The sequence below is a fragment of the Undibacterium sp. TC4M20W genome (genome assembly GCF_049340245.1).
In the GTDB taxonomy this organism is placed as follows: domain Bacteria; phylum Pseudomonadota; class Gammaproteobacteria; order Burkholderiales; family Burkholderiaceae_D; genus Undibacterium.
In genome coordinates, this window is the sequence record NZ_JBMPPI010000003.1 from 1 (window position 1) to 17,260 (window position 17,260).

16 protein-coding genes are annotated in these 17,260 nt (G+C 47.9%); 11 read left to right on the forward strand and 5 right to left on the reverse strand.

The annotated features are described in order from the left end of the window. Nucleotides 1–133: 133 nt before the first annotated feature. The 3 genes from ACO0LL_RS04470 to ACO0LL_RS04480 all read left to right on the forward strand — a co-directional run bounded on the left by ACO0LL_RS04470 (nt 134) and on the right by ACO0LL_RS04480 (nt 2,895). On the forward strand, nt 134–394 hold the full coding sequence (locus ACO0LL_RS04470; protein WP_422949691.1) for a hypothetical protein: 261 nt from the start codon (nt 134–136) through the stop codon (nt 392–394). Between the two features lie 292 nt (nt 395–686). Beyond that, nucleotides 687–1,385: a hypothetical protein gene (locus tag ACO0LL_RS04475; protein WP_422949692.1), complete on the forward strand. Its 699-nt coding sequence runs from the start codon at nt 687–689 to the stop codon at nt 1,383–1,385. A 955-nt stretch (nt 1,386–2,340) separates the two neighbouring features. Next, a complete protein-coding gene (locus ACO0LL_RS04480) occupies nt 2,341–2,895 on the forward strand; it encodes an SMI1/KNR4 family protein (RefSeq protein WP_422949693.1) in 555 nt (184 codons plus the stop codon). A gap of 308 nt (nt 2,896–3,203) precedes the next feature. Here the strand turns inward: ACO0LL_RS04480 and ACO0LL_RS04485 are convergent, their stop codons facing one another. Together ACO0LL_RS04485 and ACO0LL_RS04490 are read right to left on the reverse strand one after the other, a co-directional pair. After that, complete coding sequence (locus ACO0LL_RS04485) at nt 3,204–3,761, reverse strand: DUF2243 domain-containing protein (protein WP_422949694.1); 558 nt, start codon at nt 3,759–3,761, stop codon at nt 3,204–3,206. A 129-nt stretch (nt 3,762–3,890) separates the two neighbouring features. Continuing rightward, nucleotides 3,891–4,298, reverse strand: a complete 408-nt coding sequence (locus ACO0LL_RS04490) for a hypothetical protein (RefSeq protein ID WP_422949695.1) — start codon at nt 4,296–4,298, stop codon at nt 3,891–3,893. A gap of 635 nt (nt 4,299–4,933) precedes the next feature. Here ACO0LL_RS04490 and dksA point away from each other — a divergent pair. Continuing rightward, nucleotides 4,934–5,401: an RNA polymerase-binding protein DksA gene (gene dksA, locus ACO0LL_RS04495; protein WP_422950010.1), complete on the forward strand. Its 468-nt coding sequence runs from the start codon at nt 4,934–4,936 to the stop codon at nt 5,399–5,401. 61 nt (nt 5,402–5,462) lie between these two features. Further along, nucleotides 5,463–5,729, forward strand: coding sequence for a GlsB/YeaQ/YmgE family stress response membrane protein (locus ACO0LL_RS04500; protein WP_422949696.1), 267 nt, complete (start codon nt 5,463–5,465; stop codon nt 5,727–5,729). A gap of 94 nt (nt 5,730–5,823) precedes the next feature. Here ACO0LL_RS04500 and ACO0LL_RS04505 read toward each other — a convergent pair whose 3' ends face one another. Next, nucleotides 5,824–6,810 (reverse strand): lipase family protein, encoded by a 987-nt coding sequence (locus tag ACO0LL_RS04505; protein WP_422949697.1) that lies wholly within the window; start codon nt 6,808–6,810, stop codon nt 5,824–5,826. Nucleotides 6,811–7,164: 354 nt separating this feature from the next. Between ACO0LL_RS04505 and ACO0LL_RS04510 the strand changes: the two genes are divergently transcribed. After that, nucleotides 7,165–8,898 carry a patatin-like phospholipase family protein gene (locus ACO0LL_RS04510; RefSeq protein WP_422949698.1) on the forward strand — a complete coding sequence of 578 codons (1,734 nt, stop codon included), beginning with the start codon at nt 7,165–7,167 and terminating at the stop codon, nt 8,896–8,898. 89 nt (nt 8,899–8,987) lie between these two features. On the opposite strand, the gene ACO0LL_RS04515 is transcribed toward ACO0LL_RS04510, so the two are convergent. Then, nucleotides 8,988–9,221 carry a hypothetical protein gene (locus ACO0LL_RS04515; RefSeq protein WP_232063347.1) on the reverse strand — a complete coding sequence of 78 codons (234 nt, stop codon included), beginning with the start codon at nt 9,219–9,221 and terminating at the stop codon, nt 8,988–8,990. Between the two features lie 821 nt (nt 9,222–10,042). On the opposite strand from ACO0LL_RS04515, the gene ACO0LL_RS04520 reads away from it, so the two are divergent. Next, a complete protein-coding gene (locus ACO0LL_RS04520; protein ID WP_422949699.1) occupies nt 10,043–10,348 on the forward strand; it encodes a helix-turn-helix domain-containing protein in 306 nt (101 codons plus the stop codon). A gap of 217 nt (nt 10,349–10,565) precedes the next feature. Here the strand turns inward: ACO0LL_RS04520 and ACO0LL_RS04525 are convergent, their stop codons facing one another. Continuing rightward, nucleotides 10,566–11,621 carry an AraC family transcriptional regulator gene (locus ACO0LL_RS04525; protein ID WP_422949700.1) on the reverse strand — a complete coding sequence of 352 codons (1,056 nt, stop codon included), beginning with the start codon at nt 11,619–11,621 and terminating at the stop codon, nt 10,566–10,568. Nucleotides 11,622–11,733: 112 nt separating this feature from the next. On the opposite strand from ACO0LL_RS04525, the gene ACO0LL_RS04530 reads away from it, so the two are divergent. From ACO0LL_RS04530 to ACO0LL_RS04545, 4 genes are read left to right on the forward strand one after another with little or no spacing between them, the layout of a single operon-like run. Next, nucleotides 11,734–13,344 (forward strand): FAD-binding oxidoreductase, encoded by a 1,611-nt coding sequence (locus tag ACO0LL_RS04530; protein WP_422949701.1) that lies wholly within the window; start codon nt 11,734–11,736, stop codon nt 13,342–13,344. After that, nucleotides 13,341–14,969 carry a glycerol-3-phosphate dehydrogenase/oxidase gene (locus tag ACO0LL_RS04535; protein WP_422949702.1) on the forward strand — a complete coding sequence of 543 codons (1,629 nt, stop codon included), beginning with the start codon at nt 13,341–13,343 and terminating at the stop codon, nt 14,967–14,969. The genes ACO0LL_RS04530 and ACO0LL_RS04535 overlap by 4 nt, the downstream gene beginning before the upstream one ends. Nucleotides 14,970–14,974: 5 nt before the next feature. Next, nucleotides 14,975–16,537 (forward strand): FGGY-family carbohydrate kinase, encoded by a 1,563-nt coding sequence (locus ACO0LL_RS04540; protein WP_422949703.1) that lies wholly within the window; start codon nt 14,975–14,977, stop codon nt 16,535–16,537. A 38-nt stretch (nt 16,538–16,575) separates the two neighbouring features. Next, nucleotides 16,576–17,103, forward strand: coding sequence for an alpha/beta fold hydrolase (locus ACO0LL_RS04545; protein WP_422949704.1), 528 nt, complete (start codon nt 16,576–16,578; stop codon nt 17,101–17,103). The last annotated feature ends 157 nt before the right edge of the window (nt 17,104–17,260 follow it).

Here is a 17,260-nt window from a genome sequence, read left to right on the forward strand (position 1 = left end):
CTTGCGCCAAAACAAGCTTTACGGCTTCTTCTCGCAATTCCGGTGTGTATGTCTTTTTCTGTTTCATTATTTCTCCTGATCGTTTATTTTAACAAACAAGAGTGTCCGAAAAAGTCAGGATACCTCACTGTTATTGGGCGACGAGCAATTTGTCGAAAAGTACCAGCATCAACCACATCCAGAAGACCTCAGGGATATCTCCATCGCCCATCGTCGCGCCATCGCCCAGCCACTGTACGCTTACCAAGGAAAATTCCCCGACCGCAATGAAGCAATGGCCCAGGCATATCGCTCAGGCGATTACACCATGGCAGAAATCGCTGCTTTTTTTCGCAGTCCACTATGTGACAGTCAGCAGGGCAGTGCGGGCATTCGAGCAGAAATCTTGAGTTGAAAAAGTGGGATTTTATATTCACATTTTCAAGGATATGTCGTAATGTAAGACCTGACCCTATTTTTCCCGCCTCTAAATGGTGTATGGTTGCCGGGAAAATATTCACCAAAGGAGTGGGCTGGCGCAGTACATAATGGACGTCATTTTGATGATTATGGGCGAATAGTGTCAAGGCGTATCGAAGAGGCAGACGCACGCGGCGGGCTTTTGGGTGTGCTTGAGGAACTACAAAAAATCCGTAATGAGTTATTCGAAGATGGTAGTGTCTTAGCGAATCTTATTTGAGGGTGATATGAAAGTGTACGAACTTAGTAGTGTTGGCAAAGCATCGAAAATAGGGATTCATGGAATTACGCTCGAAACTCGAGAACAATTAAAGTTCATGAATCCTGATGATGGCCCGAACCCTGCGCCAACAGCACGGCAGGTAGCTGCTGACCAATGGCCAGGTTTGCAAGTCGTTGCAAAGCGTGAGCACGATAAAAAAGCGAAACCATATTTTCTGGATGTAGTCGGGCCAGGATTCGTAGTGCCTGGTTGTGAGATTGCTGTTAGCGATCATGCTCGTAAAATATTGGAGCCAATTTTAGAGGAGCAAGTACGATTTTTGAGTTTGGATATTGTCGGCGCTCCTTGCCAATACTGGGCACTTTATGTGACCCAATATTATTTCGGTGAGTTAGATCAAGAATTGTCGCGATTTGATGAACCTTACAGTTCAGCTAAGGATCGACGTAAAATGCTGCGTGCGCCTGCGTTCAAGCAATCGGCTATCTTGGATGATCTCTATATATTCAGGCTTCCAGGTACATTAGATTATGTTGTGTCAGATTGTTCCTATGCGACAGAAAAATTTTACGAACTTGCTAAGTTGCATAACTTAGGGGGATTCAGTTTCCTTAATATTTATTACAAAGGCTTTAAAGCTGATCCTTTAGTAGGCCCGGTGTTAGTAACAAGTGGTACCAAATATCCTGTGGATTTGGATTAAATGGGAGTGACCTTGCTGCTTGCTGCCTTGTTGATTGCCCTGTTCGGCGTTCGATTGACCAGAAACATTCTGTCTGACCTGCATTTTTTTGCAGAAATCGACAGACGTTTTGGCACAATTGAACGTCGAGCTGATTAATTTTTAATCAAGATGGCCCAGATCTTTGGCTCGCTTGCTTAAAATTTGCGCAAAACCTTTGCTAAGGACGAACATTTTCCCGAACAGTCTTGCTGTCCGTATCTTGATGTGATGACTCTTTTGGGTCAGAGCGAGCGTCGCTAACGCCACAAATAATACCCTCGCAACAAACCATCCCAAGCCGTAAAGTACTGCACCGATTTCGGTGCGGTTTTATATGGATCAATTCCACGCCATACTTCAGCAGGTGTCATCCCAGATAAATGCTGATGCGGCCGTATCACGTTGTACCACGTCGCAAATTCCGCAGAAAAATAGAGTCAGGTCTTACATTCATACATTTCAAAAATCGTACTAAGCTTGAGTTATGTACCCAGCGTTTCAACCGCGGCCACAAGCAGGTAGGGCATTTGTGTCAGGGTAGGTATAAAGCCATCCTCGTGCAAAAAGAAGCTCATCTACTGGAACTGGCATGTGACGGTAAGCAGGGCAGTGCGGGCATTCGAGCAGAAATCTTGAATTGAGAAAATAGGATTTTATATTCACACATTTTCAAGGATATGTCGTAATGTAAGACCTGACCCTATTTTTCCGAAGAAGATAATTTCGATAAATATAATAATGTTTCATTGAGAATGGTTCTGTCAATTGAGCAAAAAATTCAAGGTGTACAGTTGAGACATTTCTGCAATGAATTTGCTAGAATTGCATGGGATGGCTATAGCAAACAGTCTCTGTTTATCGCTCTTGGCATTCCAGGGGTAAGGTCGTTTGCTATAAATCGCGAGAGAAAAGTTAAAATTTGGTAGGCGATAGTATGAATAAGCAGCTAGAAAAAATATGGGAAGAAATTGAATTTTGGAATTTGACTCATTTGAACGAGTCGCTTGGGTCATACCTCAATGCTCCCGCAACAGTCGATGTTATAAATGATTTAAATAGTCGCTTGGAAAATAAGCTACCTGACGATTTTTTGGACAGTTTGCGGCGACATAACGGAACTGTTAGCTGGACTGTTAAATTTTATGAGGGAACTCTGCTTGACGCTAAATCGATTCTACTTGAGTTGGATGAAGTAAGGGGTGTTGCAAAAGACCTTCATGATGCAAATCTTCGAGATGGCGATAACTCCATGGATTCACTAATTTGCTTTGGCCCTGTAAAAAATAATTTGTGGTCTGACTATTGGATTCCGTTCCATGTTACTGATTGGTCACAAACTTGCTTTGACTTTGACCCCGACATTGGCGGAGAAATGGGGCAGGTTATTTCTGTCAATTGGGAAGGTAATTCCATTAAAGTGATTGCGAAGAATTATTTGGAGTTCCTTCGTTTATGTGCAAACAATTTACCAGATGAGATTGAAGAGTAAAAACGTGTTATCTTGAATTTCTTAGAATATAGCTGTTGCCATACATACCCAATAATCAACCGATCATTGTACATGCGTACACTACGCAAATTTCTCGCCACAAATTGACATCTGTCGCTTGGTCAAATGGTCAGCTATTACGATAAATATCAATTTTTATGAAAGAAGTAATTGATGTTTGCATTTAAGTTTAAAGCTATAGATCGTCAGAATCATACTATTGTCGATAGAGTGGAAGCCAGTTCGGTTGAGGACGCATATGATAGATTAGCTGGCCAGCCCGGTATTAGGTAGCTTCAACGTCCAATTCAAGCAATTTGATTTTTTCGTGCTGTATTCACGCCAAACAGATAGGTAATTTGTTTCATGTCTTTTTGCTGTATCAATTTTATTCCTGCGGCCAGCATGATCACGCCTGTCACCAGGAAGCAGATGTCCCAATAAATTGAATGCGCGATAGCGGCTAATCCTTCGGTACGGTGTGTGCTCAGGAGGTAGTGGCCGATGATGCCTTCTATCATATTAAACATGCCCCAGCCAGTGAGCAGGCTTCCTTTCAATAATGGTGATGACGTTTGCAAGCTGTATGTTCTACTGGCCTGCCAAAACAGGATGAATGCAGTGATGAAGAAGACGTAGGTGAGGGTGTATGCAAGGCTAGCTGTCATGCTGCCTGTGAAGTTGCTGACGGGGAGGTTTTTAATGGATGTGATAGGGTGCACATTGCTTGGGGTGTTGTGCCAGTTGAAGATGCGGGGGAGTATGACTGTGTCCACCAGGCCTCCAAGACCCAAACCATAGAAGATGCCTGATGCGGTTGGGAAGCTGCTTTCTTTATTGGTGAAAATATTTCTGGACGTAGTCATTTTTTTGATTTTCTTAAAATTCAGATTGAGATATTGACGGCAAAGTCAAGGGTGTGTGAAGGGGGAATTTTCTGCGCTTCCTCCACTTTCCTCTACTTATTGCCGCGCTTTTATTTCCAAAGCTGCGCTTTAGAAATCTGACATGGATGATCTGGACATATCATCAAAAATCATGGCGTCGGATAAACGCAGGTCGTCCTGATAGTCCTCATCCATAAAGACATACAGGTCGTCATCATCAAATTCTTCTCTTGGTTTTTTCACTTCTTTGTTTGCCGTATGGCGAGTGAGGCTGGCTGTCAGTTTTGTGGAGCTCTCAAGAAAATCATGTTCTTCATCAGCAAATATGCCGTTTCTTTGGAGGTCGTCATTGAACGATGACTGTGCCCTTTGGTTGGCAGCATCTTGAATGACAGCGTTGATGGTTGTATTCATGATGGACGCAAAGCGTTTGGAAGAGGCTTGGTTGTTGCTGATGGAATTTGATGACATTATTTTCTCCTCAATAGATTCGACCCAAGGTCGCCAATTTGTCATGGTGGTTTGACGCGGTGGTTTGAAATAACCAGTAGCGCCATCTTAAATAGATGTTTTATTGCTTTCAGTCAGTGGAGATGTAGGCGTTTTGTCAGACAACGCGCAGTGCTGTGGGGCATCGATACTTACAAGGCTTATAACGCACGGTTTTTTGACTTTGCCTGGCTGGCAAAACGTATGTCTTTAGAGAGGCATACTATGTAGTTCGCCTGATTCATTCACTTACTGTAGCGAGCGTCAGCGCGGGCAGCGTAATGAGCCGGGTGCGTGCTCAGGCCACCATTCAGGCATTTTCATGCTTGTGAGCGATGACGCGATTGCCAGCATGGTCTGGTGTGTTCTGCATGTTGCGCGCCTATGCTTACAGCATAGCAAGGTCGTCTTCATGATTGGCAGAATGGATATGTTATTCGATTTTTGAGTCAGCGTAGGAACTGACTGACAAGTTTTGTGGCCTTGGTCTTGTAGATGTGGCGGGAATTGATTGGTATCTTGCCTTACGTTTTAAATATTTCTGCAACAGCGAAGTAAAAACCTATGCAGTGGATCTGCTGGGTTCTTCTAAAGTTCTCTTGAGAAATATTTAATTGGACAATCGACTCACTACTTGATTCAGGAGTATCACGATGACTACCATGCAAACCAATACTGCATCTAAAAAAGCGGCAATCAAATCCAGTGCACTTGCTTCCAGGCCTAAGCTGACAGAAGAAAAAATTCTGCGCATGGGGGAGATGGAGTACATGAATGATGCGCAACTGGCGTTTTTTAAATCTCGCCTGGAGGAAATCGAATTGACTCTGGTTCAGAATGCCAATGAGACGACGATGCATCTGCAGGAAAACGACATCATTGCAGACCCTTTTGACCGTGCCACGATAGAAGAAGAGCATGCGCTGGAATTGCGTGCGCGTGACCGTGAAAGCAAGTTGCTCAAAAAGGTCAGGGCTGCGATAGCGCGTATAGATGAAGGGGATTATGGCTGGTGTGAAGATTCTGGCGAGCCTATTGGTGTTGAGCGTTTGCTGGCTCGCCCTACTGCAACACTGTCTCTGGAAGCACAGCAACGCCATGAACAAAGACAAAAATTATTTGGTCATTGATTTTTAACGATGACGATCTAGTAAATAGCAGCGCAGGATAACTAACCAACTCGGAGGGCATATGGAATTGATTTTTTGGATTTTTGTCGGTGGTATCGTCGGCTGGATTATTTTGACGACTTCGACGGGGGATCACCAGAATATTTATCTGAATGTGCTCGTTGGTATTGCGGGTGGTCTGATCATAGGTTGCCTGATGCCCTCATATTTAAATGTTGATACACCCTACAATAGTGGTTTTGACTTTCAGGCGCTGGGCAGTTTGATCGTTGGCGCACTGGCGATACTGAGCGTAGCCAGCCTTTTTATGCAGCGAAATTCGCGCTAAGGCCAGCAGCGCACCTGAGGACTTTTCATCATAAAACAAGCCCTTGTTGATCAAGGGCTTGTTTGTTCTTGCTGCTCTGGCAGGTATCGTGCATTTACGAAGTTGTGCAACTGACCGGCGGTAATCCAAAGAAAGATAAATAATTGGCTTGCTCATGCTGCGCGGCCACCTGGTCAAACCATTGATCTATCAGTGCCTTGCTGGTATCGACAGAGTGCAATGATTTTGAGGTGTTCAGCATGACACTGCCGCTGGCCTGATTGGTCTGGGTGTAATACGAGCCGTAACCAAGTTGGGAAGCGTCGATTACATCGGCAATGAGGCCTATGCCTTCTTTGAGCGTGACGGTGATGTTGTCGTAGGTGGTTTCTATGCCGCTGGCTTCTGGTGCTGGTGAGTAAAGTAAGCCGGCAGAACGTAAATTGTCCGATGCCATGGGGACGAGGTCTATTTCGTTATAGTAGCGCCATGAATTGGAGAAGCTTTTGTCGTAGGCATCTGCAAATGCCTGGTTGCCAGCGGTGGGTGCGGCAAAGGTGAACACAGGGAAAAGTTTGGGCGGGGTTATATTGTTTTGCTGGAGTTGATACAACAGCCAGGGCGCAAAGACTGTCGTCAGGTTGCCGCCCAAGCTATGTCCAACCACGCCGATAGAAATGTCACTGCCGATGGCATTTGCAGTAAGGTACTGGTATATCGTTTGACCAGTCGCATCGACCAGCTGCGTCAGGTCACTGAGACCATCTGACGAGCCCTGTGAGATCATGGGGTTGGCGTCGCTGCCTGGATATGTCCAGGCAGTTTGTTCAAACACATTGAAATCCTGATCAAACCAGTTGTCAAAAGCCTGCCAGCTAAAGTTGAGCAGTGAACCGCGTATCCCCACCACATATTGTGAGCTGCCATTATAGGCAACGAAGGCGATATTGCCGTTGATGTCAGTTTGCGCTACCCAGACTGCGCTCCAGCCATTGTCCATGCTGTTTAATGTTGAGGCTGGATCAGCGCAATATGCTACTGCCGCCAGCGTCATCGCTAATCCTGGATTGGGGGCGGATGTATTGCCTATCGATGTGCTCATACTATTTTCCTCGTAGATGTGGGTTGGTATGCGGGGGGGGAGGGGCAGATTTGTCCTGGCCGGGTCAATATGCGCATCGGGCAAATCAGTTTTAAATTCCGATTTGACAATGTAGTTGATGATGGTTAAAAAGACAAGTTCATTTTAGAGATCTCGTGTCATATGTGCGGTGCAGCTTTAGTGATTTGCTGTATCTTGCGAGGGAGGGCAGGACTGGATTGCAGCGACTCTGTGAGATATTCTGGAACCTATGCAATAATTAATAGCCTATCAAGTTTGCATTTGAATTTTCGTCGTCAATCTTTTTATATTGACCAGGGAATTCAAAGTTTCAAGGGAGTCATGGAGTTTGAATTGTTGAATCTTTCCCCGATAAAAAATGCCATTATCGGCTCTTCGATCTGGGCGACGATGCTTTTGTCAGGTTGTGCTTCTTTGCACCTCGATGAAAGAAATCCTCATATAAATGTCAAGGCTGCTGGTGGTGACACCAGCGTTCCACGGGCGCATTACGCGTCGAGGCTGGGATGTGCAACAAGTACTGCGGCTGAGACTGATCCTTGCCCCCATCCCATGTTTGTGGGAGTCGCGATTTCTGGAGGAGGATTGCGGGCGGCAAATTTTGGCCTGGGGGTGATGTCGCAGTTGCGTCATTTTGGTTTGTTTGATGAAGTCACGGCAGTGTCATCAGTCTCTGGTGGCTCACTTGCGGCAGCTGCTGTCAGCCTGAAGCCATTGACCAGTGACGCAGATTTTGATGTGATGGCGTCCCAATTGCGCCGGGACTATTTGTCATCATGGGTATACCGTTCGGCCAATCCTATCAATTTTGTACCCACCCTGACATCCGGTAAGAATGCCACCCGCATTCTGGCAGATGTGTTTGACACGGGGATATACAAAGGCGCGGTGTATGGTGATTTGGGTGAACGCAAGCCGGGCAAGCCTTCGCTGTATATCAACAGCTCGCATGCACACCGCTTTGTCGGCGCAGACAGCTTGACGACCAGGGGGCTTAATTCTTCAGAAGCGAGCCTGCAGGGCTTCACTTTCACTGATGCGGCATTCAAGGAAATTGGTTCAGATTTAAATCAGTTGCGTTTGGCAGATGCAGTGGCTGCATCTGCTGCCTATCCTGGTTTGTTCGTGCCTCTGGCATTAAAAAACTTTAATGCTGACACTGATATTTATCATCAGGCCAGCCCCAAATTTTTGCATCTATATGATGCCGGTTCGTCTGATAACCTGGGTGTCGATGCCCTGGTCCGTGCCTATTCAGAAATTTTGGTGGGCACTCAGGATTTGTCTTGCCTGCTGATACTGGTAGATGCGCACGTCAATGACAGGGGAGACTTGAGTGGTTCATTGGCAGATACCAGGAGCAGTATGATAGATTATGTCATCAGCCCGTCTATCTATCGCGCTTTCGATTCCTTGCTCGAGCAACGCAGGGAATGGCAACTGGAGATGCTGGGCGTGCCGTTGGCGTCTGATCAGTCATTCAGGTTCAACCCTAATGTCAATATCCCTTTAAAGAATTATGCATTTTCTGGAAAAGGAAATACTGTTGAGCGCGGGCGTCATTTGGCATTGAATGAATCCGCAGGCCGCTCTATCAATAATGCAAATTGTGCGGTCTGGCATATAGGTCTGGATCGTTTGCTGGAGTTGACTAAAAAGGGTAATCCGCGCAAGCGTAATGCATTTTTCCAGCAGGCTGCGGCTGATGAATACAGAGATGATTCCTATCGGGATAACCAGCTCATCAGACTAGACCGTTTTGTCAATTCCATACAAACAAATTACAAGCTTGCCTTGAACGGGCCCGGGCGTTGCGACGAGGTGCCGATACAAAATTCTCTTTTTGAAGCGGCAAGAGTGTTGATGACCACGGATACTGATTCCAGCACCAAGCTGGTGACATGGCTGAGAGAAAATCACCGCGAAAACCTGTCGCAGAATATCGTCGATGTGCTGGCATCAAAAACGATGCAGGACCAAAAAGAGGTAGTGCAGGTACCACGCTATTCAGTGCAAGAGCCAAATTCTTCGCATCCGCTGGCGTCCTGGATCAATTGCATTAAGTAATTCGCCTTGCCAATAAAAAAGACCTGAGCTAGCTCAGGTCTTTGCATTTGCTGGTGTCATATTGATAGTGGCGTTGATATGTTTTTGTATCATGCCGCGATCTTGTGGTCGGCCCAGTGATAATCTATTGCCGCACTTGGCACACCGACAGAATTGGTATTTTCTGACGACATGCTGATGTGGCGTATATATTCTCCTGCGGCCTGTCTTTGTCTCAGATTGTCAGCAAATTTGAGGGCGGCAATCATGTCGCCGGTATCAAATTCCCTGCAGTGAGACATCTTAATTTGCTTGTGGATTTCTATCCAGAATACAGCAAACATGTTTACCTCCCTTCCTTAGAAATAAAAATAACGTCAAGCTGGTGGGATTTCCCCTTTAAGCCCGGGCTTGTCCTTGCGATTCAGTAAGCAAGGAGAAGCTTGATTAAATGCATATTGTTACTTGCGGAACTGTTATCAGTACCGGTGTTTCCGTGGCCCGACTGCTAGTTACTGGCCACGACCGCTTGCGCGGGTTTTACTGCTGGGTCTGTGCTTTTTTGATAAAAAACAGCAGATGATTAAACAAAAAGCCCGGAGCTTTTAAAGGCATCCGGGCTTTTCAGCTTTAAGTAAGGAGGAGCGGGTTTTAATTTGCTCCTGCTACCTGAAGGGTTGGCCTTCGGATGCGGTGATACTGGTTAGAATTAAACGTAAAATTAACTGGCTTGGACTGCTCGCTACGGGTACTCACATGCTTGGCGACTGTGCGAATAATGTTGTTGCTATCATCGCGTTTGGACGTTGTGCCAGACGCCGCCAGAGTTGTAAGTGCATCACGATAATTCAATCCCGCCACTGCCTTGGCCGACAATGCTGACAGCAAGCCTTGTGCGGTTAAGCACATGTCTTGTTGCAGTTGTGGGAGCCAGGTAGATTTCACGTATCGTTCCTTAAGAAAAAATGTTTAAAAGTCTTGCCAAATTCGATGAATTGATCTTGCCACAGCTTTTGGAAAAAATCCAGCATGGCGTGGAGAAAATTGAATGTTTCATGTTGTTTTTATGCGGTGACCGCAAAAATTGCTTATATCCTGTATCATCGCAGCCGTTGATTGAGGTTCAATCACGCTTATGACAAACCCAGTAACAATACTTTTCCCCATGTCCGGACACAAAATAAAAGCCGAGCTCAGAATCCGTGAGTTGATGGTTGAGCACAAGATTCGTTCGGTTTCTGCCTTGCACCGCCTGCTAATCGCAAGACGGGTGACCGTCTCGCATTCCCAGTTATTGCGTATCGTCGATAACAAGGCAGAACACTGGAAGGTAGAGTTTATTGAAGCTTTTGCCGAGCTTTTTAATTGTTCGGTGCAAGACTTGTTCCGCTTTGAAAAACTCGCCGTCACTGAGGCTTCTGCTGATGCGCTTGCGCAAGATAAAGACTCGGGTGTCAGTGTTGGCGAATAAAATCGCAGGCGGTTGATGCAGCACAAAAAGTGTTTCATGCAGCCGTCATAATTTTGCGCTATAGTATGTCTAGCTGCTGTACATACAACCGATATGTATGACGGTAGTGAGGTGCGCTTGGTTTGCGTTCAAGCAGACAAGCCACCGTCCAGAATTCAAAAAAAGCGTCAGTCGTATAAGCGACTCACGCTTTTTTTATTTTCGATTTATTTTTAGTTTATTTACGGCGCTGGTGTTTTTCTCTGTACGCACCCGGGCTCACGCCAGTCCACTCCTTGAAGGCATGGTTGAAAGCACTTTGCTCCTGATAGCCTAGCAGGAAGGCGATATCAGCCAGGCTGAAACCTGTTTGCTGCAAATAATCGATGGCCATGTCTTTCCGGGTTTGATCCAGAATTTGCTGGAAGCTGATGCCAGCCTCACTCAATTTGCGCTGTAGCGTTCGCTGGCTCAGCAGTAGCTCTTGAGCGATCAGGGGTAATCTGGCCTGGTCTTGCGCCAAAGTATTGCTGATAGCAGCCCTGACCTGGGCGACGATGCCGCCGTCTTGCTGGGCCTGCTGTTTTTGTTTGAGTAATTTTTCGGCATGATGTTGCAATATCGGGTACATGCTGACATCGGCATTGGGTACTGGCCAGCTCAGCAAAGCGGTTGGAAAGCGGGCGCAGTTGAGCGTTGCATCGAAATGCACTTCCATGCCAAACAGGCGGTGATGTTCGCTCAAATCATCTGGAGCCGCATGCCTGAAATAAACCGGGGCGTCGGGCAGTGTAGTGCCAGCAAACCAGTTGCCAAATACGCGTATGCCCGCGAATACGCTTTCAGCCAGATGCCTGCTGGCTTGTGGGAAATGGCTATGCCACTGATATTCAGTCATCGCATTATCAATGACCAATGCCGAGCGGCCAAGGTCATGCGCCAAGCCTTCATAGCGCATGGTTTGCTGGAAGGCCTGTTCAAAGTCCTTGCAGCTCATAAGTATCATGCCATACACATTGTAGGTGCCAAGCTTGACTCTTTCGCCTACATGCAAGCCAAAGTGCGGGTCTTTGCTTAGTTCTGCACCTGCATCAAGCAGGCTTATATAGTCCGCAGCAGCTATGCTTTCCTGCAGTCTGCTCAGTGCCTCTTCAGCCATGCCAGCCATGGTCGCCAGCATGCGCAAATTCAAACTACGTTCATTCGCCAGTTCAAGCAAAGGTTGCAGGTAGGCGGCAGCCACCCGCCCAGTGCTGAGCTTATTCGCGACTGATCCTGTATGTGAATTTGGCATATTAAAACAAGAACCTTGTCATGAAAGCGCAATACCTGAAGGTGACACTTGATTAAGCTACAAGTTAATTATTGAGTATACCAAGCTCAGGCTTAATTCAGGGATAGAAAAAATGCGACGTTGGAATGGTTGGGGTGATGACAGTATTCATTATGCGATCAATGCAGATGCCCTGAGTTTTTTGCAGGCACGCATAGGCCAGGGCGTGCCGCAGACAGATGCAGAACTGGATCAGGTATGCCAGCAAGTGCCAGAGAGCCGTTTGCTGGCTCATCCTTTGGTAGATACAGATGCGCTGGGCCGTGTCAGGCATAGCCTGGGGCAAAGCCTGCCAGACTGGCTCAAAATGCGCTTTGGCAAGATCAGCCATTTCCCTGATGGTGTGGCTTACCCAGAAAGTGCCGGAGATGTGCGCAGTTTGCTGGATTACGCCACATTGCATAATATCGCCCTGATACCTTATGGTGGTGGCACCAGCGTAGTGGGGCATCTCGCCGTCACAGAGAGCATGCAGCCTGTTTTGTCGGTGGATATGTCACGCATGTCGCAATTGCTGAATCTGGACAAGGAAGCACAACTGGCGACTTTTGGTGCAGGTGTCTTTGGCCCGGACCTGGAAGCGCAATTGCGCGCCCACGGCTATACGCTGGGACATTTCCCTCAGTCTTTTGAATATTCAACGCTGGGCGGCTGGGTGGTTACCCGTTCATCTGGTCAGCAATCATTGCGCTATGGGCGTATAGAACAATTACTGGCTGGTGCCAGGGTAGAGACCCCTGCGGGGAGGCTGGATATCCAGACCTTTCCGGCATCCGCTGCCGGGCTTGACTTGCGGGAAATGCTGCTGGGCTCAGAAGGGCGCATGGGCATAGTGACTGAAGTGACCGTACGCATCACGCCTTTACCTGCATGTGAAGAATTTCATGCCGTGTTCTTTCCTGATTGGGATGCAGCGCAAACTGCTGTGAGGTCTATCACCCAGGGCAAGCCCGGTTTATCAATGTTACGGCTGTCAAATGCAACTGAAACCCTGACCAGCCTGACACTGGCAGGCCACAAGAAGTTGATAGGCTTGCTGGAATCTTATCTGCGCTTGCGTGGCTGTGATGAAGGTAAATGCGTTTTGCTCATCGGTGCCAGCGGCGAAAAATCTCAAGTGCGCCATGCCATCAAATCTGCATTGAAGATGACGGGCCAGCATAAAGGTGTGCATGTAGGTAAAACCATGGGTGAAAAATGGAAGCAGGGGCGTTTCAGGAATGTCTATCTGCGCAACAGTGCCTGGCAGCAGGGTTATGCGATAGATACCGTAGAGACAGCTTGCGACTGGCCCAAAGTGAAGACCATGATGCTGAGCATGGAACAAGCCGGGCGGGATGCCATGGCAACAGAAAATGAACAGGTGCATGCTTATACGCATTTGTCGCATTTGTATGGCCAAGGAGCCAGCGTCTACTCAACCTTTGTCTATCGCCTGACTGGTGATTATGAACATGATTATGCACGCTGGCGCAGGCTAAAATCTGCAGTCTCTGCAGCTATCGTCGCTAATGGCGGCACCATAAGTCACCAGCATGGCGTGGGCAGTGACCATGCGCCTTACCTGGAAGCTGAAAAAGGCAGCCTGGGAATATCCGGCATGCGCCATCTGTTCAAACACTTCGATCCGCAAGGCATCATGAATCCGGGTAAGTTATTGCCTGCCGAAGATGTAAAGCAATGAAAACAGCCAAATCACGTGCCGACTTGCTTAAGACGATTGCCAGCCATGAGCAAGTCTGGGACATCATCGTCATCGGCGGTGGAATCACTGGTGCAGGTATATTGCTGGAAGCTGCAAGACGTGGCTTAAGGGTTTTGCTGGTCGAGCAAAAAGATTTCGCATGGGGTACATCCAGCCGTTCATCCAAACTCGTGCATGGTGGGCTGCGTTATATCAAAGAAGGTAAATTTCTCCTGACACGGGATTCTGTACGCGAAAGGCAGCAATTGATGCAAGCTGCGGCTGGCCTGGTAGAGCCTCAGAGTTTTGCCTTTGCCGACTATCAGGGTCGCAAGCCGGGGCGCTGGATGTTTGCGATGGGTTTGGTCATCTATGACTTTCTGGCTGGTTTGCGTGGCAAGCACTATTTCTCAGCGCAGGACTTCCAGATGCTGGCACCGCACATACCTGTGGTCGATTTGAAGGGCGGCTCCTGCTATCTGGATGCTAAGACTGATGATGCCCGTCTGGTGCTCAGGGTTTTGCAGGAGGCACGCGCTGCCGGAGCCACGGCATTGAATTACCTTGCTGTAAAAAGTGTCACGTATGAAAACGAGCAGGCCACTGGAGTGGTCTTGCGAGAAGAAGTGAGCATGCAAGAATATCAGGTCAAGGCCAAAGTCATCATCAATGCAACCGGAGCCTGGGCTGACGGCCTGCGTCAGCAGCAAGGGGCAAGTGCAAGATTGCGCCCTCTGCGCGGCAGTCATTTGCTATTACCTGCCTGGCGCTTGCCGGTGGCGCAGGCAGTAAGCCTGATGCACCCCCGTGATGGCCGCCCTGTTTTTGTTTATCCCTGGGAAGGCGTCAGTCTGGTGGGGACGACAGATGTGGATCATAGCTCTGACATGCAACAAGAAACTGCCATTACTGCAGACGAAGTCGCTTACCTGATGGAAGCGATGGACTTCCAGTTCCCGCAATTGCAACTCAAGCTCGATGACATCATCGCCAGCTATGCAGGCATACGACCTGTGATTGATACTGGCAAGGCGGACCCATCCAAGGAGGGACGTGATCATGCGATCTGGCTTGAAAAGGGTTTATTGACAGTCACTGGCGGCAAGTTGACGACTTTTAGGCTGATTGCGCAAGATGCGCTAAAGCATATTGCTCATTTATTTCCTGGTCATGAGTCTGATCAAAAGGTGAGCAATTTATTTACACGCTCATCAGATTTATCGAATGAAAAAAAATTAAGCCATACACAAAAATCACGGTTACAAGGCCATTATGGTGAATCCGCTGCTGAGATTGTAGAGGTTGCTCAAGATGGTGAACTGGATTACATACCAGGCACATTAACCATGTGGGTAGAATTGCGCTGGGCGGCACGGCATGAAGCGGTAGAGCACTTGCAAGACCTGATGTTGCGCAGGACAAGGCTGGGCTTATTGGTACGCCAGGGTGGCCTGGCATTGTTGCCGCGCATCAGGGCAATTTGTCAGCCTGAATTGGCATGGGATGACGAGCGATGGGAAAATGAACAGTCTGCCTATCTGCAACTGTGGAACAAGTATTATGCTTTGCCAGACAGGAGTAGTATCCCTGAATGGCGAAATCAGCGGCAGCCTAGATCAGATTAAAAATCATGTCCAAACAATATATCCTCTCCATAGACAATGGCACCCAAAGCGTCAGGGCTATCCTGTTTGATTTGCGTGGCAATATTATCGCCAAGTCCCAGGTACATCTCGAAGCTTATTTTTCAGATCAACCTGGCTGGGCCGAGCATCATCCTGAAGATTATTGGCAGGCAGTGTGCACAGCCTGTCAGCGTTTGTGGAATGAGCTTGGAATTTCTCCATCGAGTGTACACGGTGTCGCCGTGACCACCCAGCGCGGCACCATGATCAATCTGGATAAACAGGGTCAGCCCCTACGGCCTGCAATTACCTGGCTGGATCAAAGGCGCACGGATATAGTCCCATCTGTTAACCCCTTGTGGATGACAGCCTTCAAACTGGCAGGCGTTGCCAGCACCATCAATTTCTTTCGCGGTGAAGCAGAAGCCAACTGGATCAAGGCGCATCAGCCTGATATCTGGGACAAGACGGATAAATACCTGATGCTGTCTGGCTACCTGAATTATCGCTTGTGCGGCAATTTCATTGATTCCATAGGTTCGCAAGTCGGTTATCTGCCATTTGACTACAAGGGTTTGAAATGGGCAGGCAAGCTGGATTGGAAATGGCAGGCATTAGCGGTAAAGGCTGAAAGCTTGCCTGAGCTGGTGCCGCCCGGCACGGTCATGGGACACATCAGTCAGGCGGCTGAGGCAGCAACCGGCATACTCGCTGGAACACCTTTGCTGGCTGCCGCAGCGGACAAGGCTTGTGAAGTGATAGGCGCTGGCTGCCAGCAGCCTAATATCGGTTGCCTCAGTTATGGCACGACGGCCACCATCAATACCACCAGCAAAAAATATCTTGAAGTGACACCCTTCATACCGCCATATCCGGCGGCAATACCCAATTCATATAGTACCGAGGTACAGATATTCCGTGGTTACTGGATGGTCAACTGGTTCAAGGAACAATTTGGTCATCATGAAAAACTGCAGGCGGCAGAGCAGGGTGTCTTGCCAGAGGCCTTGTTTGATGAACTGGTGAATGCTGTACCACCAGGCTCCATGGGCCTGATGCTGCAACCTTACTGGACGCCTGGTATCAAGGTTCCAGGTGCTGAAGCCAAAGGGGCCATCATCGGTTTTGGTGACGTGCACACGCGTGCACACATGTATCGCGCTATCCTAGAGGGACTGGCTTATGCCTTGCGAGAAGGCAAAGAACGCATAGAAAAGCGTAGCGGTGTAGCAATCACTGAATTGCGTATTTCTGGCGGTGGTTCGCAAAGTGACGCTGCCATGCAATTGACGGCTGATATCTTTGGCTTGCCTACTTCACGCCCGCATATCTACGAGACATCCGGCTTGGGTGCCGCCATTGATGCGGCAGTGGGGTTGGGCTTGCACCCCAGCTTTGATGTTGCTATCAAAGAGATGACACGTATAGGCAAAACCTTCGAGCCTATTGCCCACCATCATCAGATCTACAATGAGCTGTATCACCGCGTCTATCAAAAAATGTACGCCCGTCTCCAGCCCTTATATAAAGAGATACAGCAAATTACCGGATACCCCAAAATGCACTGATGCTGCATGGTGGTTCCTGGGCTGCTATGATTGCCAGCATGATGACCATCGTTCTTTTGCCTGGCATGGATGGCACAGGCACTCTTTATGAGCCATTGCGTAAGGCCTTGGGTGGGTATTGCAAACTGATCGTTGCCAGTTATCCTGTTGATCAGGTACTGGATTACGCAACTCTGGAAACAGTGGCGCGTTTTTACCTTCCTTTAGATGAAGACTACATCTTGCTGGGCGAATCCTTTTCTGGCCCCATCGCCATTTCCATTGCAGCCAGCCGTCCTCAAGGCTTACTCGGTTTGATTCTTTGTGCCAGCTTTGCCTCTAATCCAAAACCTTGGCTTGCGGATTTCAGGTATTTGCTGCCTTTCCTGCCATTGGCAGCGGCTCCAATGGCAGCACTCAATTATTTTCTTTTGGGTAAATTCTCAACTCTGGAGCTACGTGAGTTATTAGTCAAGGCGCTGGCAACAGTTTTACCAAAGGTGCTGAAAGCGAGAATGCGTTGTGTGCTGTTGATCGATAACAGGCACAAGCTTGCCAGTATCAAAGTGCCTGGGCATTATCTGTAGGCCAGGCGAGACAGGCTGGTCCCACTTTCTGCTTATACCGATATTCGCGACTATCTGCCTGCGACACTACTGCATGAGTTTGATGCGCCGCATTTTTTATTACAGACGAAGGCTACAGAAGTAGCAGCCCTTATTAGGGACTTGTTACCAACTTTGA